The sequence below is a fragment of the Bacillus sp. UNC438CL73TsuS30 genome (assembly GCF_000482325.1).
Lineage (GTDB): Bacteria > Bacillota > Bacilli > Bacillales > Cytobacillaceae > Neobacillus.
Window position 1 is genome coordinate 863,032 of sequence record NZ_KI535295.1, and the last position, 19,927, is coordinate 882,958.

At 38.5% G+C, this 19,927-nt stretch carries 21 protein-coding genes; 18 read left to right on the plus strand and 3 right to left on the minus strand.

Annotated elements, in window-relative coordinates; all coding sequences use genetic code 11:
• Positions 1 to 56 precede the first annotated feature (56 nt).
• The 5 genes from M028_RS0118045 to cysC all read left to right on the plus strand — a co-directional run bounded on the left by M028_RS0118045 (position 57) and on the right by cysC (position 3,957).
• On the plus strand, positions 57 to 824 hold the full coding sequence (locus M028_RS0118045) for a phosphosulfolactate synthase (RefSeq protein ID WP_026575109.1): 768 nt from the start codon (positions 57 to 59) through the stop codon (positions 822 to 824).
• Positions 809 to 1,357: a histidine phosphatase family protein gene (locus M028_RS0118050; RefSeq protein WP_026575110.1), complete on the plus strand. Its 549-nt coding sequence runs from the start codon at positions 809 to 811 to the stop codon at positions 1,355 to 1,357. Before M028_RS0118045 ends, M028_RS0118050 begins: the two co-directional genes overlap by 16 nt.
• Positions 1,358 to 1,360: 3 nt before the next feature.
• The gene (locus M028_RS0118055; protein WP_026575111.1) at positions 1,361 to 2,071 is read left to right on the plus strand and encodes a phosphoadenylyl-sulfate reductase; all 711 of its coding nucleotides are present in this window, start codon (positions 1,361 to 1,363) and stop codon (positions 2,069 to 2,071) included.
• Positions 2,072 to 2,201: 130 nt separating this feature from the next.
• Positions 2,202 to 3,350 (plus strand): sulfate adenylyltransferase, encoded by a 1,149-nt coding sequence (gene sat / locus M028_RS0118060; RefSeq protein WP_026575112.1) that lies wholly within the window; start codon positions 2,202 to 2,204, stop codon positions 3,348 to 3,350.
• 13 nt (positions 3,351 to 3,363) lie between these two features.
• Complete coding sequence (gene cysC, locus M028_RS0118065; protein ID WP_026575113.1) at positions 3,364 to 3,957, plus strand: adenylyl-sulfate kinase; 594 nt, start codon at positions 3,364 to 3,366, stop codon at positions 3,955 to 3,957.
• Between the two features lie 12 nt (positions 3,958 to 3,969).
• On the opposite strand, the gene M028_RS0118070 is transcribed toward cysC, so the two are convergent.
• A complete protein-coding gene (locus M028_RS0118070; protein ID WP_026575114.1) occupies positions 3,970 to 4,587 on the minus strand; it encodes a YitT family protein in 618 nt (205 codons plus the stop codon).
• 215 nt (positions 4,588 to 4,802) lie between these two features.
• Between M028_RS0118070 and M028_RS0118075 the strand changes: the two genes are divergently transcribed.
• The 3 genes from M028_RS0118075 to htpG all read left to right on the plus strand — a co-directional run bounded on the left by M028_RS0118075 (position 4,803) and on the right by htpG (position 8,118).
• Positions 4,803 to 5,063 (plus strand): transcriptional regulator SplA domain-containing protein, encoded by a 261-nt coding sequence (locus tag M028_RS0118075; RefSeq protein WP_026575115.1) that lies wholly within the window; start codon positions 4,803 to 4,805, stop codon positions 5,061 to 5,063.
• A complete protein-coding gene (gene splB / locus M028_RS0118080; RefSeq protein ID WP_026575116.1) occupies positions 5,056 to 6,084 on the plus strand; it encodes a spore photoproduct lyase in 1,029 nt (342 codons plus the stop codon). Before M028_RS0118075 ends, splB begins: the two co-directional genes overlap by 8 nt.
• A gap of 153 nt (positions 6,085 to 6,237) precedes the next feature.
• A complete protein-coding gene (htpG, locus tag M028_RS0118085) occupies positions 6,238 to 8,118 on the plus strand; it encodes a molecular chaperone HtpG (RefSeq protein WP_026575117.1) in 1,881 nt (626 codons plus the stop codon).
• 14 nt (positions 8,119 to 8,132) lie between these two features.
• On the opposite strand, the gene M028_RS0118090 is transcribed toward htpG, so the two are convergent.
• A complete protein-coding gene (locus M028_RS0118090; RefSeq protein ID WP_026575118.1) occupies positions 8,133 to 8,540 on the minus strand; it encodes a hypothetical protein in 408 nt (135 codons plus the stop codon).
• 229 nt (positions 8,541 to 8,769) lie between these two features.
• Here M028_RS0118090 and M028_RS0118095 point away from each other — a divergent pair, with 229 nt between their 5' ends.
• The 10 genes from M028_RS0118095 to M028_RS0118140 all read left to right on the plus strand — a co-directional run bounded on the left by M028_RS0118095 (position 8,770) and on the right by M028_RS0118140 (position 18,687).
• Positions 8,770 to 10,029 carry a cation:proton antiporter gene (locus tag M028_RS0118095; protein WP_026575119.1) on the plus strand — a complete coding sequence of 420 codons (1,260 nt, stop codon included), beginning with the start codon at positions 8,770 to 8,772 and terminating at the stop codon, positions 10,027 to 10,029.
• A 59-nt stretch (positions 10,030 to 10,088) separates the two neighbouring features.
• Positions 10,089 to 10,475 carry a PepSY domain-containing protein gene (locus M028_RS30370; protein WP_051591088.1) on the plus strand — a complete coding sequence of 129 codons (387 nt, stop codon included), beginning with the start codon at positions 10,089 to 10,091 and terminating at the stop codon, positions 10,473 to 10,475.
• Positions 10,476 to 10,555: 80 nt separating this feature from the next.
• On the plus strand, positions 10,556 to 11,035 hold the full coding sequence (locus tag M028_RS33390; RefSeq protein ID WP_197031430.1) for a DUF2680 domain-containing protein: 480 nt from the start codon (positions 10,556 to 10,558) through the stop codon (positions 11,033 to 11,035).
• Positions 11,036 to 11,168: 133 nt separating this feature from the next.
• Positions 11,169 to 11,729: an NADPH-dependent FMN reductase gene (locus M028_RS0118110; protein WP_026575120.1), complete on the plus strand. Its 561-nt coding sequence runs from the start codon at positions 11,169 to 11,171 to the stop codon at positions 11,727 to 11,729.
• A gap of 151 nt (positions 11,730 to 11,880) precedes the next feature.
• Positions 11,881 to 13,071, plus strand: a complete 1,191-nt coding sequence (locus M028_RS0118115) for a branched-chain amino acid ABC transporter substrate-binding protein (protein WP_026575121.1) — start codon at positions 11,881 to 11,883, stop codon at positions 13,069 to 13,071.
• Positions 13,072 to 13,151: 80 nt separating this feature from the next.
• Entirely contained in the window at positions 13,152 to 14,138 is a 987-nt protein-coding gene (locus M028_RS0118120) for a branched-chain amino acid ABC transporter permease (protein ID WP_026575122.1), read from the plus strand.
• An 8-nt stretch (positions 14,139 to 14,146) separates the two neighbouring features.
• Positions 14,147 to 15,442 carry a branched-chain amino acid ABC transporter permease gene (locus tag M028_RS0118125; protein WP_026575123.1) on the plus strand — a complete coding sequence of 432 codons (1,296 nt, stop codon included), beginning with the start codon at positions 14,147 to 14,149 and terminating at the stop codon, positions 15,440 to 15,442.
• A gap of 3 nt (positions 15,443 to 15,445) precedes the next feature.
• Positions 15,446 to 16,222, plus strand: coding sequence for an ABC transporter ATP-binding protein (locus M028_RS0118130; protein ID WP_026575124.1), 777 nt, complete (start codon positions 15,446 to 15,448; stop codon positions 16,220 to 16,222).
• A gap of 10 nt (positions 16,223 to 16,232) precedes the next feature.
• Entirely contained in the window at positions 16,233 to 16,934 is a 702-nt protein-coding gene (locus M028_RS0118135) for an ABC transporter ATP-binding protein (protein ID WP_026575125.1), read from the plus strand.
• A gap of 331 nt (positions 16,935 to 17,265) precedes the next feature.
• Positions 17,266 to 18,687: an amino acid permease gene (locus tag M028_RS0118140; protein ID WP_026575126.1), complete on the plus strand. Its 1,422-nt coding sequence runs from the start codon at positions 17,266 to 17,268 to the stop codon at positions 18,685 to 18,687.
• A 189-nt stretch (positions 18,688 to 18,876) separates the two neighbouring features.
• Here the strand turns inward: M028_RS0118140 and M028_RS0118150 are convergent, their stop codons facing one another.
• A complete protein-coding gene (locus M028_RS0118150) occupies positions 18,877 to 19,920 on the minus strand; it encodes a C39 family peptidase (protein WP_026575127.1) in 1,044 nt (347 codons plus the stop codon).
• Between the last annotated feature and the right edge of the window lie 7 nt (positions 19,921 to 19,927).

Consider the following 19,927-nt stretch of genomic DNA (forward strand, 5'->3'; position numbering starts at 1 on the left):
CATTCACCCATTTAGTGAATAATCTATCCTAGAAAAAAAGAGGAGGCGTTTTCCCTATGGATTTTCTTTCCTTGCCAAAAAGGACATCCGGTAATCGAACCTTTGGTTTGACGTCGGTTGTCGATTTTGGAACCCCACTGGGAGAATTAAAAAATATTTTAGCTGATTACAGTCATATTATCGATATCGCAAAATTGGGGATTGGTTCAGCTTATGTAACGCCTAATATAAATAAGAAGGTTCAGCTTTATCAGGATTACAATGTAAAGCCCTATTGCGGTGGAACATTATTTGAAAAAAGTTACTTTCAAAATAAAATTCCTGAATATCTTTCGTATTTACGCAATCTGGGGATTGAATGGATTGAGGTATCGAATGGTACCTTAGAGATTCCGCTTCGAGAACGCCTCCAAATCATCTCTGAATTGAAGGATGAATTTCATGTAATTGCCGAGGTGGGGTCAAAGGATGCCGATAAGGAAATGCCAATTTCCGAATGGAGAGAAGAAATCAATCTTTTACTAAATGCTGGCTGCAAATATGTTATTACGGAAGGAAGAGATTCAGGGACCTCTGGTATTTATGAAAAATGTGGGACAATAAAAACTGACTTAATTCAAGAATTACTTCAAGATATCGATCCAAACAAGATCATTTTTGAAGCACCTTCTTCAAAGCATCAAATGTATTTTATTAAGGAAATTGGACCAAATGTTAACTTAGGAAATGTAAAAATTATCGATGTGTTAATACTCGAGGCACAACGCCTTGGCTTAAGGAGTGAAACCTTTTATTTGGAGGACATTGAATGCAACTTACTCTAATCAGGCATTTGCCAACGGAATGGAATAAAAAAACATGGCTCCAGGGAAGAAATGATATTGAAATTTCGCAGCTAACCGAGGAATTTCAAATAGGTATTATTGAAAATCGTTTGCTTTTAAAAAAATTTGCACCCTTTGACCTCGTTTTGGCGAGTACGCTGAAACGGACACATCAAACTGCACAGCTTTATGGATATGTTCCTGAAGTAGAAGGATTGCTCGATGAACTAGATTTCGGTCCATTTGAAGGTTTACCGAAGGAAAAATTGGTGGAACACAATAACCGTCTATGGATTGAAAAACCAAGTGAACTCATTTTAGGCGAAAGTTTAAAAAGTTTTGAAGAAAGGATTGTTCTTTTTCTAGATAAATATCATGATTTACACAATATTTTAGTGTTTGGTCATGGATCTTGGATTCGTGCTCTACTTTCCTATATTAAACATGGTCATATCGATGAAATGAATAAAATTACTGTAAAAAATAATTCCTGTATAACATTATCTTTTATTCATAATGAAAAGGAGGGGTGAAAAATGACTGAGATTCTAACATATGAAAATTGGGATGAAAAGAGGCTAGAGGCATTTTTAGATACTCAGCCAGATTATTTTGATGTATTAAAATGGGCCTATCAAGAATATGGGGATGAAATCGTTTATGCCTGTAGTTTTGGAGCGGAAGGTATTGTGTTAATTGATTTAATTTCTAAGGTGAATAAAACAGCGAAAATTATTTTCCTAGATACTGGACTTCATTTTCGGGAAACCTATGAATTAAATGATAAAATAAAAAAACGCTACCCTTCTTTGGATATTAATATGGTGAAACCAAAGCTAGCATTAAAAGAACAAGCCAAAGAACATGGAGAAGCGCTTTGGACTGACAATCCCAATCTTTGCTGCCACATCAGAAAAGTCCTCCCCTTACAAGAATCGTTAAAGGATGTAACAGCATGGATCTCTGGACTAAGGAGAGAACAGTCTCCTACAAGAAGCCAAACTCAGTACATTAATAGGGATGAAAAGTTTAAAAACATCAAGATTTGCCCCCTCATCCATTGGACTTGGGAAGATGTTTTGACCTATATCCAGCTTTACAACCTTCCATATAATCCTCTACATGATCAAGGTTATCCAAGTATTGGCTGTTTCCCATGTACTTTGCCTGTAACAGACGCTAGTGATTCACGATCCGGGCGCTGGACAGGGACATCGAAAACAGAATGCGGACTACATCCATCGTAGGGGTATGGGATGGATACGAAACCAGTGATTCGCAAATAAATCGTTAAGATTCACAAATAAACTGTTATGATTCACAAATAAACCATCTATATGCGCAAATATCTGTCAAAAAGCTAGGGAGGGAAAATAAGTGGTTGTAAGTATACCGCACGGCGGTAAATTGGTAAATCGTATCAATCTGAACACTCCAATCGATTTATCCAATCATGTTGTTGAACTAGATAAAATGGCATTAAGTGATCTAGAGTTAATTGCTAATGGAGCCTACAGTCCGCTCGAAGGTTTTATGGTGAAAGCCGACTATGACTCTGTCGTTCAAAATATGAGGCTCTCAAACGGACTGCCCTGGTCACTACCGATCACACTTGCGATTGACCGATTAAAAGCAATGGAATTGAATATTGGTGAAACCATTAATTTAATTCATCAAGGTACTGTCTATGGTGTGATGGAAGTAAAGGAAATCTATCTTCCCGATAAAAGAGGAGAGGCAGACAAGGTTTACCGAACAACAGAGAATGTTCATCCGGGGGTTAAAAAACTTCTTGAGCGAGCGGAAGTCTATATTGGAGGTCCGATCATACTTACAAAAAGACCAATTAAAATTCAGTTTGAAGATTATTACCTAGACCCGATTGAAACAAGACAAACATTTGAAGATTTGGGCTGGAAAACCGTCGTTGGGTTTCAAACACGAAATCCGGTTCACCGTGCCCATGAATATATTCAAAAATCCGCACTAGAAACCGTTGATGGTCTTTTCTTAAATCCGTTAGTAGGAGAAACGAAGTCAGATGACATACCGGGAGTAATACGGATGAAAAGCTATCAGGTATTACTTGAAAATTATTATCCGAAAGACAGAGTCTTTTTATCTGTTTTCACGGCAGCTATGCGTTATGCTGGTCCAAGGGAAGCGATTTTTCATGCCATCGTCAGGAAAAATTTTGGCTGTACCCACTTTATTGTTGGCAGAGACCATGCAGGGGTAGGTAACTATTATGGAACATATGATTCACAAAAGATATTCAGCCATTTTACAGAAGATGAACTAGGAATCAAGCCCCTCTTTTTTGAACATAGTTTTTATTGTAGAAAATGCGAAAACATGGCATCTGAAAAAACATGCCCTCATGACCGGGAGCACCGAGTGATATTATCTGGAACAATGGTTAGAGGAATGTTAAAAAACGGGGAGCTGCCGCCAAAAGAGTTTAGCCGGCCAGAAGTTGTACAAATATTAATCCAAGGAATGAAACAGGTCTATACAGAAAAATAAAGGGTGTAGGGGAATGAAGAGAAATATTATTTGGCATCAATCGGCTGTAACAAAATCAGATCGGCATCAGTTGAATGGCCATAAAAGTTGCGTGCTTTGGTTTACCGGATTATCAGGTGCAGGAAAATCAACATTGGCAAATGCGGTCGATTATGCCTTGTTTCAACATGGGATTAAAAGTTATGTATTGGATGGGGACAATGTCCGTCACGGGTTGAATCGGGATTTAAGCTTTCGTGAAGAGGATCGGAAAGAAAATATTCGCAGAGTCGGGGAAGTCTCGAAGCTTTTTGTAGATAGCGGTCATATCGTTTCCTCTGCATTTATTTCTCCCTTTCGCTGTGATCGGGAGCTTGTCCGCAGCATGTTTGAGAACGGGGAATTTATCGAAATTTTTTTAAAATGTCCAATCCAAGTCTGTGAGAATCGGGATCCTAAAGGATTGTATAAAAAGGCACGAAACGGTGAAATTCCTGATTTTACTGGAATATCGTCACCGTTTGAAAGTCCCGATCGTCCAGAAATCTTAATTGAAACGGATCGCTATACGATTGAGGAATCAGTAAACAAAATTCTATATGTTTTAAAAGAGAGGAAGATCCTTTAATCAGGGTTTTTCTTATTTTTTTCTCCAATTTGCCGTAAAAATATTTATTTTTTGCAACTTTAACGTATAAATATAGTCGATAATATTCGTCGATAAAAATTGACAAATAATTGCGTAAATGACGATTTTATAATCAATCACCAGCGCAGTTAAGATAAAAATCACCAGGTTTATCCCCATCATCACTTTTCCCGGACTCCATTTCTTGTAGTTGGCAATCATTAAGGCCGGGATTACCATTCCTCCGCTTGATGCCCCTGCCCGGATAAGTAGTCCAACACCAATTCCAAAAAAAATACTTCCTGCTGCCAGATCAAAAACAATATTGATATGGGGAAGTAAAAATTTAGTGGTCAGGATTCCGACGGTTGTTGAAGTGGTTGCAACAGCTAGAATGGTGCGTAATGTCCAAGTATAACCGAAATAGTTTAAAGCAAATAGTAAAAAGACAATATTAGCAAGCCATAAGGAAAAACCAAGCGATAAATGAAACCAGTGATTCATCAAAATAGCTAGGCCTGCCGCACCGCCGGAGGGGATGGAGTGTGGAAATAAAAACAGGGACATAGACATTCCCTGAATAGTGGCTCCAATTAGTAAACAAAATAAGATAAGGATTTTTTTCTTCATCGTTGTTGGAAATTAATTTTAATATACAATTTGATTGCTGCCACTTTTAAATCCCCCCATAACTGCTTTTCTTGTCCATTTTATGAGACATGGAATTAGATTATGAAGTAATCTTTATAGATTTTCCAATTAACCTAAAGCATTTTTCAACAGTGGAAAGCAAACTCTATCAATAAAGACTCATAAAATATATTGTAACGGAAGGATTTGAGTAGATGTCTGCTTCAGGATCATTTCAACCTGGACAAATTGTTTATGTTATTATCCGAAACCCGCACGCACAGGATGTGGCCAATGTCCAAGAAGCCGCTGTTGTTCAAAATCCCGAATCACCTGAGGAGCTATCGCTTTTTCTATATGAAACCTATTATCCTTTAACCGATGAAGTGGCCGCTTATCAAACCGCAGACGAGGCGGAAACAGCTTACCGTGAAGCCTTTGGATTCTCGGAAGAAACGGAGAATTATTATGGTTAAGCCTTTTGTTCCCCAACTCGTCTACGTGGAACCTGGAGCACTTGAATATCCGCTTGGGAAACAATTAATGGAAAAATTTGAGGGTATGGGAATCGAAATTAGACAAACCACATCACATAATCAAATTAGAAATTTACCCGGGGACAACGATTTTCAAAGGTACCGCATGGCCAAATCGACTCTAGTAGTCGGTGTTCGTAAAACCTTAAAGTTTGATACATCGAAACCTTCTGCCGAATACGCGATTCCATTTGTAACCGGGTGTATGGGTCATTGCCATTATTGTTATCTGCAAACAACGATGGGAAGTAAACCGTATATCCGTACTTATGTAAACTTGGAGGACATTTTTGAGGCAGCGGAAAATTATATGAAGGAACGGGCACCCGAACCCACTAGATTTGAAGCATCTTGTACCTCTGATATCGTTGGAGTAGATCATTTAACACATACCTTGAAAAAAGCAATTGAATTTTTTGGAGAATCTGAATATGGAAAACTTCGTTTTGTGACCAAATTTGCCCATGTGGATCATTTGCTCGATGCTAAGCATAACGGACGGACCCGCTTCCGCTTTAGTATAAATGATGACTACATCATTAAAAATTTTGAGCCAGGAACCTCAAGGCTGCCCGAAAGAATAGAGGCTGCGAAAAAGATAGCAGGGGCGGATTATCCACTGGGTTTCATCATTGCCCCGATCTATCTGCATGAGGGATGGAAAGAAGGCTATAAGGAAATGCTTGAAAAACTTGAAGGAGAGCTTCCGGACAAGGCAAAAAAGGATTTAACCTTTGAAATGATTCAGCATCGTTTTACAAAACCGGCTAAGAATGTCATCCAAAAAAATTATCCGATGACAAAATTGGAACTCGATGAATCCAAACGAAAATGGAAATGGGGCCGGTATGGGATTGGCAAGTATGTTTATACCAATGAAGAGCAAGAGGATATCAAGGATACACTGGGAAGCTTTATTAACACCTATTTTCCTGAGGCAAAAATTGAATATTTTACGTGATGAAGGAATCCGGATAGGGTTCCTTTTCGCTGTGTTTAGAAGTTGACGAAATCAATTAAATATGTTATTAAATTAATGTGTTAGCACTCCTGATGATAGAGTGCTAAAATAATGATATAATCGACAATATCCCCCTTGGAAGGAGCAATTTTGATGGAAACCAAACAGTTTCAGGCTGAATCGAAAAGATTATTGGACATGATGATTCATTCCATTTATACACAAAAGGAAATCTTTTTGAGAGAGTTAATTTCTAATTCGAGTGATGCAATTGATAAAATCTATTATAAAGCATTAACAGATGAGAACTTAACGTTTGACAAGGACCGCTACTACATAAAAGTAGCCGCTGATAAAGAGAACCGACTGCTTAAAATAACAGATACCGGTATTGGGATGACAGCGGAAGAGCTTGAGAATAATCTTGGAACGATTGCCAAAAGCGGTTCATTAGCCTTTAAAACGGAAAATGAATCAAAGGATGGCCATGATATTATTGGACAATTTGGTGTTGGCTTTTATGCTGCTTTCATGGTTGCTGATGTTGTAACAGTCATCAGTAAGGCCTTAGGCAGCGACCAAGCGTATAAATGGGAATCAAAAGGTGCGGAAGGATACACCATTGTCCCAGTTGATAAAGATGAAGTTGGGACTGAAATTATTTTAAAAATTAAAGAAAATAGCGAAGATGAGAATTACGATGAATTTTTAGAAGAATACCGCCTAAAATCTATCATTAAAAAATATTCAGACTTTATCCGCTATCCGATTAAAATGGATGTGACCTCAAGAAAGCTTAAAGAGGGCTGTGAAGATGAATATGAGGATGATGTAGAAGAACAAGTGATCAACAGTATGGTTCCAATTTGGCGGAAAAATAAAAGCCAGTTAACGGATGAAGATTATCAGAATTTTTATTCCGAAAAACATTACGGCTTTGACAAACCGCTTAAACATATCCATATAAGTGTAGACGGGGCTGTAAGATATAATGCAATTTTATATATTCCGGAGAAAACCCCATTTGATTTTTACTCACCGGAATATGAAAAGGGCTTAGAACTCTATTCAAATGGCGTGTTAATCATGAACAAATGTGCTGATTTGCTCCCGGACTATTTCAGTTTTGTTAAAGGAATGGTGGACTCTGAGGATTTATCGCTTAACATTTCTAGAGAAATGCTTCAGCACGATCGCCAGCTTAAGCTAATTGCAAAAAATATAAATAAGAAAATTAAGAGTGAGCTGCAAAGCTTATTAAAGAATGAACGTGAAAAATATGAAGAATTCTATAAGTCCTTCGGCAGACAATTAAAATTTGGTGTGTATAGTGATTACGGCATGCACAAAGAAGAATTGCAGGATTTATTATTATTCCACTCTTCTAAAGAGAAGAAAATGGTGACCTTAGATGAGTATGTATTGAGAATGCCTGAGGACCAAAAATATATTTATTATGCATCTGGTGAAACCATTGATAGAATTGATAAGCTGCCACAAACTGAATTAGTTGCTGATAAGGGCTATGAAATTCTCTACTTCACTGATGATATCGATGAATTTGCCATCAAGATGTTAATGGCTTACAAGGAGAAAGAATTCAAATCGGTTTCTAGTGGCGATTTAGGAATTGAATCTGATGAGGATAAAAATAACACCGAATCAGAGGAAAAGGAAAATAAAGAGCTATTTGAAGCGATGAAAAAAATCTTAGCTGACAAGGTGAAAGATGTTCGGATATCAAAACGGTTGAAGAGCCATCCTGTTTGCATCACAAGTGACGGGGAAATCACCTTGGAAATGGAAAAAATTCTAAAATCGATGCCAGGTAACCAAAATGTAAAGGCTGACAGAATTTTAGAAATCAATGTTCAACATGAGGTATTTACTTCACTCAAAGAAGCTTTTGAAAAGGATCAAGAGAAACTATCGCTATATACTAATCTTTTGTACAATCAAGCATTGCTTATTGAAGGGCTTCAAGTTCCTGATCCTGTAGAATTTACAAATGATATTTGTAAAATTATGGTATAACTAAAGGGGAGCTGTCATGATGGCAGCTCTTTTTTTAGCATTTTTACATTTCCTGTTGCATGGTAATGAAAATAATTAAAGATCTCCAGCTGATAGCCTGTACCATTTGGAACCGTAAAGGTATAGTTAAAACCTTCATCACTTGAGTTACCGTAGAAAGTTACACTATCAAAATATTCAATAGATGTGCCTAACTTGGTGATTTTAACAATTGAATACTTAATGGGTGAGTACTCATCGTGAGTGGTTTGAATTCCATGAATCGTAATAGTTTCATTATGGACGGCAAACTTTGAACTAAAGAAAAACGGAACAGCAATCCCGAGACCCCATTTTAATCCCCCATCTTCTTCCTTGTACTTTTTAAATCCCCCCTTGATAAGCTTGTATAATCTGCGAAAGTACGACCCTTCCTCTCCCATTGGTTTCTCTCCCTGATTGAAATTAAACCTATTATATTATTTGCATCCAATAAGAGAAAAGGAACGGCATTCTCCCAAGCACGTCCAAAATTTTTCCATCCTGCCTATTTTTAGACAAGTCGCTTCCATTCAATTGGAACAAGCATATCATGTAGTGCAAAACCATTTGAATCGGAGCGTTTTAACTATTCAATGAAAAGAGGCTGACAGTATTTATGGAGGGAGAAAAATGTTTACAATCGAACAAATACAGGTAAGCCATTTTTTGTTCGCAATGGGCTGCCTGCTGGCGTTAGCGCATATTCTTGGCTACCTTTGTGAGCGGATCTATATTCCGAGGGTAATTGGGGAAGTTGGAGCGGGAATTATCCTTGGACCTAGTTTATTAGGTTATTTTTACCCTCAAGCATATCAATGGCTGTTCCACGGATTTCCATTGGAGGATCAATTATTCGGGCTCATTTATCAAATCGGTTTAATTCTTTTGATGTTCGTGTCAGGATTAAAATTTCATACTGAATTTGAGAAGGATGATTTAAAAATCACCTCTGCCATTACGATTGGTTCCAGTGTTCTTCCATTTATTATTGGATGGTTGGTTACAAGCTTTATCGACTTGAATAAATTTGTCGGTACAGCTAATGATTTGCTTGCACTTAAATTAATCGTTTGTATTTCGATTGCAGTCACTTCAATTCCTGTTATTTCTAAAATTTTTATTGATCTTGGAATTATGAAAACAAGGTTTGCAAAACTCGTTGTTATTATTGCCGGACTGCACGATATCCTGCTTTGGGTAGTATTGGGTGTAGCGACAAATCTTGTTGCCCATCATAGTAACCAATTATCCTATAGTGATGTTCTTTTAAGTATTGGAACGACTTGTTTGTTCTTATTGGGAATTCTCTTTGTGTTAAGAGTCCTTTTTAAACATTTAACCATGAATGACCGAAACATATTTTTCCGGTCTTCAAACCTCGGTTATGTTTTAGTCATTCTGTTTATCGCTTGTGTACTGGCTTATTTTTTTCACGTCGAAACCATCTTCGGGGCCTTGCTGGTCGGGATTGCGGCAAAGCTTTATCTTCCTGGGACGGTCTCTGAGAAGATCGAAGAAGGTGTTTCCAATTTATCCTTTTCTTGGTTTGTGCCTGTGTATTTTGCAACAGTGGGGCTTCAATTGGATTTAGCCAAGTCGTTTGATATTTATTTCTTTATCGAATACTTATTAATTGCTACCTTTATTCAAATGACGATTGTTTACTTTACCTGTCGATTAATTAAGCTTAATTCTCTGACAAGCTTAAACTTTGGCTTCGCAATGAATGCAAGGGGAGGCCCAGGAATTGTTTTATCGACAGTAGCTTTCATGTCAGGGATTATCAATCAGGAGTTTTTTGCAATACTAGTTATGCTTGCCCTTGTTACTTCCTGGATGACAGGAACTTGGCTTAGATTTGTAATTAAAAACAAATGGGATTTAATGTGACAAATGAATAAATTTCATACTCTTACACAAGATATAAAAAACTAAAGGAGTGTGAGAGTATGAAAAAAATAGTTCTCTTACTGGTTTTACTATTCCCAATCAGTTTTGGCAGCTTTCAGTTTGCCCATGCGAAAGAAACGGGGTATCTGCAAGCCCAAAATAAGGTGATCTCTGAAAAAGAAGCAGGGGATATTGCTTTAACAAAAGTAAAAGGTGAAATTGTTAAGGTTGTCCTTGAAGAGGATGATGGAAGATCTGTTTACGAGGTAAAAATTAAAAGTGCAGGCATTATTTATGAAGTTGAAATCGATGCGAAAACAGGTAAAGTTTTAGAGGTAGAAAAAGAGGGGTCATCTAACGGTGATGATGATCGTCATGGTGACGATGACCACGGTCATGACCACGACGACGATGGACCTGGTGACGACGATCAGGGAGAAGACTAATAAAAAATATTAAAAAAGCTGCACGTCATAATTGATGTGCCGTTTTTTATATTGAGAAAATTACTTATAGGAGAAAATTAATGATTAAAAAATACGTAATTCTTATATTTTTTCTCTTTAGTTTTATCACAGCCGGATACCATGCCAATGCAGAAAAGGATAATGAAAAAAAGGATAATGAGTTAGAAAAAGTGATTCCTATGCCTAATAAGGAAAAGGAAAGCGAATTAGAAGAAAAAAATAATTCCGAAAAAGAATCAGATGGTGAAAAAAAAGATAGTGAAAAATGGGATTCGGATTTAACTTGCACAAAGGATATTAAATATACTTTGGCGCAAAAGCAGAGTCTCGACCAAATCTATCACCGTATTTATATGGATTATATCAGCCTGATTGAAACATATGCTTGGGCAGGTGCCCTAACCCAAGATGAAAAAAATCTACGCTATAACATGTTAAGGAACTACATACTTACCTTTCAAAAAAGAAACTACAAGTGGTGCAGTGAATTCGAGGAAGATGAATGGGAAGAGGAATGGTTTAACAGTGATAATGATTAAGAAACATTTAAGGGACAATTCAAATAAGGATGGTCCCTTAAATAGAGCAACATTTTTGACATAATTACCTTTTATTACGTAAGCTTAATGAGTTGTAGCATACAAGTATTTAATTGACTGGGAGGAAATAGCTGTGAAAGTAGTAGCAATCGTTGGAAGTATTCGGAAGGAATCGTATAATCTTAAGTTGGCGAAATATGTGCAAAGAACTTATAAGGACCGCTTTGACCTTGAAATTTTAAATATTCGTGACCTTCCTCATTATGATCAGGATATCGAATTAAACCCGACGCAGGTGGTATCTGATTTTAAGAAGAAAGTAGCCGAGGCAGATGCCGTTCTTTGGGTTACTCCGGAATATAATTATTCGATTCCCGGGGTATTAAAGAATGCAATGGATTGGTTATCCCGGGTGGATAAAGTAATGATTGGTAAACCATCATGGATCATGGGTGCAACAATGGGGACGCTTGGAACTGTTCGTGCTCAGAACCATTTGCGTGATATTCTCTTCTGCCCGGGTATTGGTTCACTACTAATCCCAGGAAATGAAGTCTATGTTGCCCAGGTCCATGAAAAAATAGATCAAGAAGGAAACCTTACCCACGAACCAACCATTAAATTTTTGGATCAGGTGGTAAGTAATTTTATTCAGTGGTTTAACCAACAAAAACAACTTTGTGCCACAAAATAATTTTAAAAAACAACACCGTTGAAGCGGTGTTGTTTTTTATTTGTTTATTTTTTCAAAATAATGGAAAATGAATAATTTGTCCTATTTTTGATTCTGACCCATATACATATAGAGGGCTTGTTTTTTTTAAAAAAAAAGGGGAGGGTCAACATTGAAGTTAAAAAAATCTTTAGCGTTATTGTTAACAGGAGGGTTGGCGGCAAGTTTATTTTTAGCAGGCTGTAGCTCAAAGTCAGGTGCCGACGGAAAAAGTAGTTCAAATTTAATCAAAATTGCCACACAAACACCACTTTCAGGTGGAAGTGCGACCATTGGGGAAGCTATTAAGCTGGGTGCACAGCTTAAATTAGATGAAGAAAAGGCAAAGTTTAAAGAATTAGGCTATAATCTGCAGCTAGTTCCTTTTGATGACCAAGGAGATCCGAAAAAAGGGGTGGCGAATGCCCAATTAATTGGTGCCGATAAATCAATTTTGGCCGTCGTCGGTCACTTTAACTCTGGGGTTGCGATTCCTTCATCTGAGGTCTATGAAAAATATGCGATTCCTATGGTATCACCTGCCAATTCTGCAGTTGAAGTAACTAGCAGAGGATTAAAAACGGTCAACCGAATTGTAGCCCGTGACGATTTCCAAGGACCTGCAGGTGCGGAATATGCGGTGAATACCTTACATGCGAAGAAAATCTTTATTGTTCAAGATAAAACAGCTTACGGAACAGGTCTTGCTGAAGCCTTCAAGAAAGCTGCAGAAGAAAAAGGCGCACAAATTCTTGGCTTTGAAGGCATTACCGTTGGCGAAAAAGATTTTAATGGTGTCCTTAACCAAATTGTCTCTAAAAAACCGGACCTCGTTTATTTTGGCGGAATCTATGCTGAAGGCGGTTTGTTAATCAAACAAGCACGTGAAAAAGGCATCAATGTTCCATTCATGGGCGGGGATGGCTTGGATGCATCAACACTCGTTGAAATTGCCGGTGACGCGATTAAAAATACTTATATTACCTCACTTGCCGGGGATTCAACGAAATCACCAGAAGGTCAAAAGTTTATCGAAACCTATAAAGCCAAATTTAATAAGAACACAGAGTCCTATTCCGTGTATGGTTATGACACGATGGGCGTTGTTTTAAAAGGAATTGAAGATGCGATTAAATCGAATAACAACAAAATGCCAACTCGTGAGCAAGTAAGAGATGCAGTCCGTGGTGTCCAGGATTACCAAGGTGTGTTAACGAAGGTTAGCTTTGATGATATCGGGGACAACAAATATGCAAAAGTGTTTATTTATAGCTTTAAAGAAGCGAAATATCCGGCAGAATTTGTTGGTGAAGTGAGTAAATAAGGGGTAACAGATTGATAAGGGTACACTTTAGAAGGAGAGTACCCTTTTTTCTTCTATATTGTGGGACAAGGGGGTTTACTATGCTGAATGAAATAGTCCAGACAATTCCGCAGGTGCTGATTGATGGACTTACATTAGGGGCAGTTTATGCTGTTATTGCATTAGGGTACACAATGGTTTATGGGATATTGGAATTAATTAATTTTGCACATGGGGAAATCTTTATGTCAGGTGCCTTTATGGGAACAGCCATTTTACTCGTTTTAACAGGAATGGGCTGGGTTTCTGCCGTACCGGCCATTGTAATGCTAATTACGGCACTTCTTTTAACAGCACTATTAACGGGATTACTAGGAATGGGGATTGAACGAGTTGCCTACCGGCCGCTCAGAAATGCACCACGGCTAATTCCGTTGATCACGGCAATCGGAATTTCCTTTTTATTGCAGGATATTGTAAGATTCATAGCTGAATTGAAAAAGGGAAACTATATTGTAACGGGTCCAAGTATGTTTACCCACCAGTTATCGATAAAAGCTTCAGCGATTAGTTCTATGTTTAATGATGCGAATATTAAAACATCCTTTGTGATTGTCATTGTCACGGCAGTGATCATGATGATTGGACTCGACTTATTTGTTAATCGTACAAAATGGGGTATGGCGATGAGGGCAGTGGCGCAGGATCGTGAAACTGCTTCTTTAATGACGATAAACGTAAACAAAGTGATTTCAATGACCTTTTTTATCGGGTCTGCACTTGGTGGGGCAACTGGTGTGTTATTTGCTGTGCAATACGGGACAATTGACCCTTATATTGGCTTTATCCTTGGTTTAAAAGCATTTACTGCTGCTGTATTAGGTGGTATTGGAAATATCCGTGGTGCGATGCTCGGAGGTTTATTGCTGGGGGTACTAGAAATGTTTGCATCTGCCAATTTAACGCTCCTATCCGGTGGTGTCTTCGGGGCAGAATATAAAGATGTTTTTGCGTTTATCATTTTAATCATCGTATTACTGTTTAAACCGGAAGGCCTATTAGGCAAGCCGGTCACTGAGAAAGTGTAGGTGAGAAGATGAAAACTGTATGGAACAACTATAAAAATAATAAAATTTTCCAGGGAATCTTTCTTCTCATTTACATTGGCGTTACATCTTTAAGTTTATTTTTAGCCCAAAAGTCAGTTATTGCATTTTTACTACTGCTAACCTCTCTATTACTCTTATATTTTACGAATTTTAAGAATCTCACAAAATGGTTGATTGCAGGGATTGTATTGGTATTTCTCCTCCCATTTACTGCAAGCAACGGGGATGCGTATCAATCCTATATGGAAGTTGCCACACTGGTTGGAATCTATATTTCCATGGCTCTGGGTCTAAATATTGTCGTCGGAATGGCAGGACTCCTAGATTTAGGGTTTATAGCCTTTTTCGCGGTTGGAGCTTATACGTACGGGATATTTGCCACTGCACAGGCTAATAATTTTATGCCATTTGGGCATTTCCCGCTTTCGGGGGAAAGCTTTTGGTTCTTTATTATCATTGGCTGCTTAGTCGCGGCTTTGTTTGGGGTGCTGCTCGGGATCCCGGTACTTCGTGTAAAAGGGGATTATTTAGCGATTGTTACCCTTGGGTTCGGAGAGATTATCAGAATTATTTTTAATAACCTGGATCGCCCGGTTAATATTACAAATGGTGCCATGGGGCTTGCCTCTGTAACCCCGCCGCGTCTGTTTGGAATTGATTTTCTCTATCCAAGTCAATTTTATTATGTGGTTCTCGTCATCTTGTTGTTTACGATTTTTACCGTTCGCCGTTTCGAACACTCAAAAATTGGCCGTTCTTGGAAGGCGGTTCGGGAAAATGAAATTGCCGCACAGGCGATGGGGGTTCCGTTAGTTCGGACGAAACTGATGGCCTTTGCGATTGGAGCTTCTTTTTCAGGGATGATGGGGGTTGTTTTTGCCGCAAAACAAGCCTTTGTTGATCCGACCAGCTTTACACTGCTTGAGTCAATTACGATTTTAGTTATGGTTATTTTAGGTGGGATGGGAAGTGTTCCAGGGGTCATTCTCGGTGCCGCAGTCATGACCATTCTGAACCTTCAAGTATTAACAGAAGTAACGAATTGGCTGAATCAGTTAAGTTCGACGGGGGTCATTTCGATTCCAGATGCTCTTTCCCCTTCAAAAATGCAACGGCTGATTTTCGGTTTACTGTTAATCCTCTTTGCATTATATCGACCCAAAGGGCTATTGCCCGCTAAAAATCGTAAATATAATGAAAAAGAATTACGAGATGGAAGCAAGGAAACAAAAACTGCGATTACTCCTGATCCATCACAGCTTGAAAAAGCTCAGGAGGTGTAAGGAATGTCCATTTTAGAAGTGAAAAACTTAACGAAAACCTTTGGAGGACTAACTGCGAACAATGATGTATCGATGGCGGTTGAAAAAAATTCGATTACGGCTGTGATTGGTCCGAACGGTGCCGGAAAAACAACTTTTTTCAATATGATTACCGGCGTTTACCAGCCAACATCCGGTTCCATTTTACTCGAGAATGAATCATTAGTTGGATTGAAGCCGCATGAGGTGTGTAAAAAGGGAATTGCCCGCACCTTTCAAAATATCCGCTTATTTAATGAGATGGCTGTCCTTGAGAATGTTTTGGTTGGAATGCATACGCATTTAAGGGCAGGCCTCTTTGGGATCTTATTCAATCTTCCAGGGATTCGCAAGGAAGAGAAGGTTTCTGAAATAAAGGCCTATCAATTATTGGAATATGTGGGGCTAGCAGATTTGCTTAATGAAAAAGCCTGCAATTTAAGCTACGGGGCACAAAGAAGATTGGAAATTGCAAGGGCCCTTGCTGCAGGTCCAAAAGTGCTTTTATTAGATGAACCGGCAGCAGGGATGAATCCAAAAGAAACAAAAGAATTGACCCAGCTGATTAAAAAAATGAGAGATGAATTTAATCTCACCGTGATTTTAATCGAGCATGACATGAAGCTTGTAATGGAAATCTCAGAACATATCGTGGTGCTCGACCACGGGGAAAAGATTGCAGAAGGAAAGCCGGAAGACATTCGGAAAAATCCGAAGGTCATCGAGGCCTACCTTGGGTCAGGTGCTGTTCATGCTAGATAAGGGGGAAGAGATGCTTCAATTAAATAATGTTGAAACCTTTTACGGCGGGATTCAGGCTTTAAAAGGGATAGATGTTTCAGTAAATAAAGGGGAAATCGTCACCCTGATTGGCAGTAATGGAGCCGGAAAATCAACAACTTTAAAATCTATTAGCGGACTGGCGAAAGTAAAGACAGGAAGTATTGTTTACAATGGAACGGATATTTCGAATAAACCTGCTCATGAAACAACCCTGTTAGGGATTGCTCATGTTCCCGAAGGCAGACGGATCTTCCCGAGACTTTCGGTAAAGGAAAACCTGTTAATGGGGGCATTCTCTGTTAAAAACAAGAAGGTGATCGAGAATAGAATGGAGAGGGTGTTTCACTATTTTCCGAAACTTAAAGACCGCCTCGATCAAAAGGGCGGGACCATGAGCGGCGGTGAACAGCAAATGCTCGCCATTGGAAGAGCCCTAATGATGAAACCCGATTTACTCATGCTAGACGAGCCCTCCATGGGCCTTGCCCCCATCATCGTCGAACAAATCTTCGAAATCATCAAAGAACTCAACGAAGAAGGCATTACCATCCTGCTCGTCGAACAAAACGCCTACCAAGCCCTGCAAGTCGCCCACCGGGGCTACGTCATCCAAACAGGCGAAATCAAACTCCAAGGAAACGGCTATGACCTAATCACAAATGAAGAAGTGAGAGAGGCATACTTAGCTTAAAGGTAAATCGACATAATTCGAGCGGTGACAGGCACCGCCCGAATTATGTCGATTATTTTTTGTTTTTGGAAAATTCCTGACTTTCATTAAATTTTTACTTTAATTCACTATTAATTTACCACTTTACCAAACTAAAATATCGTAGTATAATTTTTCACGTAATCAATTAGATGGGGTGATTTAGTATGATGATAACAATTAAATGTGAATTCCATTCGATAAAGCACCACCATCGTTATCATCATCATTCTTGTTGATTGTTAACTCTATGACCACTAATGAAACTGCATAATAAATTTGAGAGTAAACTTACAAGAGAGGAATTACCATCATGGAAAATAAAAAATGGGGATTATGGATATTAACAACCTTTGTTGTTGGGAATATGGTTGGCGGGGGCATTTTCATGCTTCCTAACAATATGGCGCAAGTGGCTAGCCCTTTTGGCTCAATGGCCGCTTGGGGAATCACGGGTTTAGGCGTATTATTTATCGCACTTGTTTTTGGGAATTTGTCTACTAGAAAACCAGAATTGAAAGCAGGTCCGCAAAGCTATGCGCAAGCGATGTTCTCATCACCGAAGGCGGGACGCATTGCGGGTTATAGCATGGCATGGGGATATTGGGCAGCGAACTGGGCAGCAACTGCCTCAGTCATCATTACATTCGCGGGGTACTTATCCACATTCTTCCCAATTATGCAAAGTTCAAAAGTACTTTTTACTGCAGGATCTTTCTCACTGGAATTGGGTAAATTCATTAACTTCATGGTTTGTACGGTTATGCTATGGGGCATTCAAGCGATTTTATCCAAAAGCTTCAATGACGGCGGTAAATTGAACTTTATTGCAACTGCCGCAAAAATAATCGGGTTCGCCTTATTCATTGTCATGACTTTGTTTATTTTTGACGCTGCAAACATTGGTAATGGGAAGGAGTTCATTGATAAAGCAGGCAAGTCCGTTTTATTTGGCAGCCAAATCAATTCTGCCGCGATTTTAACCCTTTGGGCTTTTATTGGAATTGAGTCAGCGGTGATGTTATCAAATCGGGCAAAGTCGCAGAGAGATGTAAAAATGGCAACCATTATTGGTTTAATTATTTCGCTTGTAATCTATATTGGAATCACACTTTTAACGATGGGTGCACTGCCTGTAGAAGCATTAAAAACTTCACAAAAACCGCTAGTAGACGCACTAGGACAAGTAGTTGGTTCCGGCGGCGGAAAAATCATGGCCTTGCTTGCTCTTGTTTCACTATTTGGGTCAACTGTCGGCTGGATTGTCGTCAGCTCTGAAGTCCCATATCAGGCGGCAAAAGATCAATTATTCCCAGCATTTTTCGCGAAAACGAATCGGAAAGGCAGTCCAATTAATTCATTAACCTTAACAAATATCATGACACAAATCTTTTTGTTCTCAACGATTTCCGGTACGATTTCTGAAGCTTATAATTTTGTCATTGTCGTCGCAACTCTAGCCTATTTGATTCCTTATTTGGTATCGGCACTCTATCAATTAAAATTGGTCCTTACCGGTGAAACCTATGACACGATTAAGGGTTCAAGGGTGAGGGATGGTGTGATCACTGTTTTAGCCTTAGTTTATTCACTCTGGGTAATTAAAACCGGAACAGCGGACATGAAAACATTCTTCTTGGGAATTGGATTATTTGTAGTGGGTTTGGTTTTATATCCGTTTGTGATGAAGAAGCGGAATGTGATGGAAAAAGTAAAGGAAACAAAAGCAGCTTAATAATAGATTTCAAAACAGGATGACAAAAGCGGCATCCTGTTTTTTTGTTACTAGAAAGTCCTTTGGCCATCTAGGAAAGATATATATAAAATCGATATTTACGACAGATTTATCCCTGTAAAGAAGCATTTCTTTCACTTCAGGAACATTTAATAAGGGGGATGCATGGCACCTCCCCTATTTTTTCTTCTATTTTGGGGCTACCATCATTGCATGGCTCCCTATCGCTTTGTAGCTGGAGAAAAACTTGTTGCTATCGTATTGCTCATGTCCTTTTAGTGGGTTCATGATATAAACATATTTGTCGTCGTATCCATTTAGGACAACGGCATGCAGGTTCACGGGGGCACGGAAATATTTTTTGGTTCCGCTCAGATACCAGCCGTATTTAATTTTAGGTTTACTTAAATCTAATGTGACCCAAATGACTACAGGGACGCCTTTATCCAATTGATCAAGCATCACATCTTTTTTTTGGCCGCTTAAATCTTTTGCTATGTATTTTCCCTTTACTTTCTTTAAATAATTGTTTGAAGCTTTAACAATCGGTGGCGCATAAGAAAAAAAGCCATGTCGGGATCTTGGGTTCCCGGCAAAATACTTGTAGGGATCAGGACCATAACGTTTTCCGTTTTTGAAATAAAAAGGCTTTTTGGGCAAATATTGATCTGACATTGTCGTTTTCGAGACATTGTAATGGTAATAATTTAATACAGCTGTAAGGGAAGTGATTTCACAGCCATTCGGTAATTGGGGTTTTTGCGTGAGAGATTTTACAGGAATATATACCTTTTTAATATCAAAGCGCCCATTTGATAAATACTTATATATTTTTATGTAAGAAAATACTCGATTGGTCTGCCGGATATCACTATTGGCTGTTTTCACTTCAATTAAAAACTCTTTACTGCTAACTTTAAAGGGCAGTATGGCCTTTAATTGTTTCAGTATATATTTAGAGCCAATGGGCAGCGGTTTTGATACAGCTTTTCCTTGATTATTGGTTGATAAGACTTGAACTACCTTTTTCGTGCTAACATCAAACAGCTGGTATTGAGTATTTTTAATCGGTTTCTTTGTACCCGCGTCTGTATTGATAATTGTGATCGTTCCTTCAGTCACTACATTTGGTTGATTAGGGTCTGTCGCTGCATAAACTCGGTCAAATGAAAAACACATCATGACCGGAAAAATCAAAAAGAAAAATAGAATCTTCGTTATACGTTTTATCATTAAAAAA

Bases quoted from the DNA above. Each gene is read 5' to 3' on its own strand.
- M028_RS0118045 (WP_026575109.1), top strand. From the start codon at position 57: ATGGATTTTCTTTCCTTGCCAAAAAGGACATCCGGTAATCGAACCTTT.
- M028_RS0118050 (WP_026575110.1), top strand. From the start codon at position 809: ATGCAACTTACTCTAATCAGGCATTTGCCAACGGAATGGAATAAAAAA.
- M028_RS0118055 (WP_026575111.1), top strand. From the start codon at position 1,361: ATGACTGAGATTCTAACATATGAAAATTGGGATGAAAAGAGGCTAGAG.
- cysC (WP_026575113.1), top strand. From the start codon at position 3,364: ATGAAGAGAAATATTATTTGGCATCAATCGGCTGTAACAAAATCAGAT.
- M028_RS0118070 (WP_026575114.1), bottom strand. From the start codon at position 4,587: ATGAAGAAAAAAATCCTTATCTTATTTTGTTTACTAATTGGAGCCACT.
- M028_RS0118075 (WP_026575115.1), top strand. From the start codon at position 4,803: ATGTCTGCTTCAGGATCATTTCAACCTGGACAAATTGTTTATGTTATT.
- splB (WP_026575116.1), top strand. From the start codon at position 5,056: ATGGTTAAGCCTTTTGTTCCCCAACTCGTCTACGTGGAACCTGGAGCA.
- htpG (WP_026575117.1), top strand. From the start codon at position 6,238: ATGGAAACCAAACAGTTTCAGGCTGAATCGAAAAGATTATTGGACATG.
- M028_RS0118090 (WP_026575118.1), bottom strand. From the start codon at position 8,540: ATGGGAGAGGAAGGGTCGTACTTTCGCAGATTATACAAGCTTATCAAG.
- M028_RS0118095 (WP_026575119.1), top strand. From the start codon at position 8,770: ATGTTTACAATCGAACAAATACAGGTAAGCCATTTTTTGTTCGCAATG.
- M028_RS30370 (WP_051591088.1), top strand. From the start codon at position 10,089: ATGAAAAAAATAGTTCTCTTACTGGTTTTACTATTCCCAATCAGTTTT.
- M028_RS33390 (WP_197031430.1), top strand. From the start codon at position 10,556: ATGATTAAAAAATACGTAATTCTTATATTTTTTCTCTTTAGTTTTATC.
- M028_RS0118120 (WP_026575122.1), top strand. From the start codon at position 13,152: ATGCTGAATGAAATAGTCCAGACAATTCCGCAGGTGCTGATTGATGGA.
- M028_RS0118125 (WP_026575123.1), top strand. From the start codon at position 14,147: ATGAAAACTGTATGGAACAACTATAAAAATAATAAAATTTTCCAGGGA.
- M028_RS0118130 (WP_026575124.1), top strand. From the start codon at position 15,446: ATGTCCATTTTAGAAGTGAAAAACTTAACGAAAACCTTTGGAGGACTA.
- M028_RS0118135 (WP_026575125.1), top strand. From the start codon at position 16,233: ATGCTTCAATTAAATAATGTTGAAACCTTTTACGGCGGGATTCAGGCT.
- M028_RS0118140 (WP_026575126.1), top strand. From the start codon at position 17,266: ATGGAAAATAAAAAATGGGGATTATGGATATTAACAACCTTTGTTGTT.
- M028_RS0118150 (WP_026575127.1), bottom strand. From the start codon at position 19,920: ATGATAAAACGTATAACGAAGATTCTATTTTTCTTTTTGATTTTTCCG.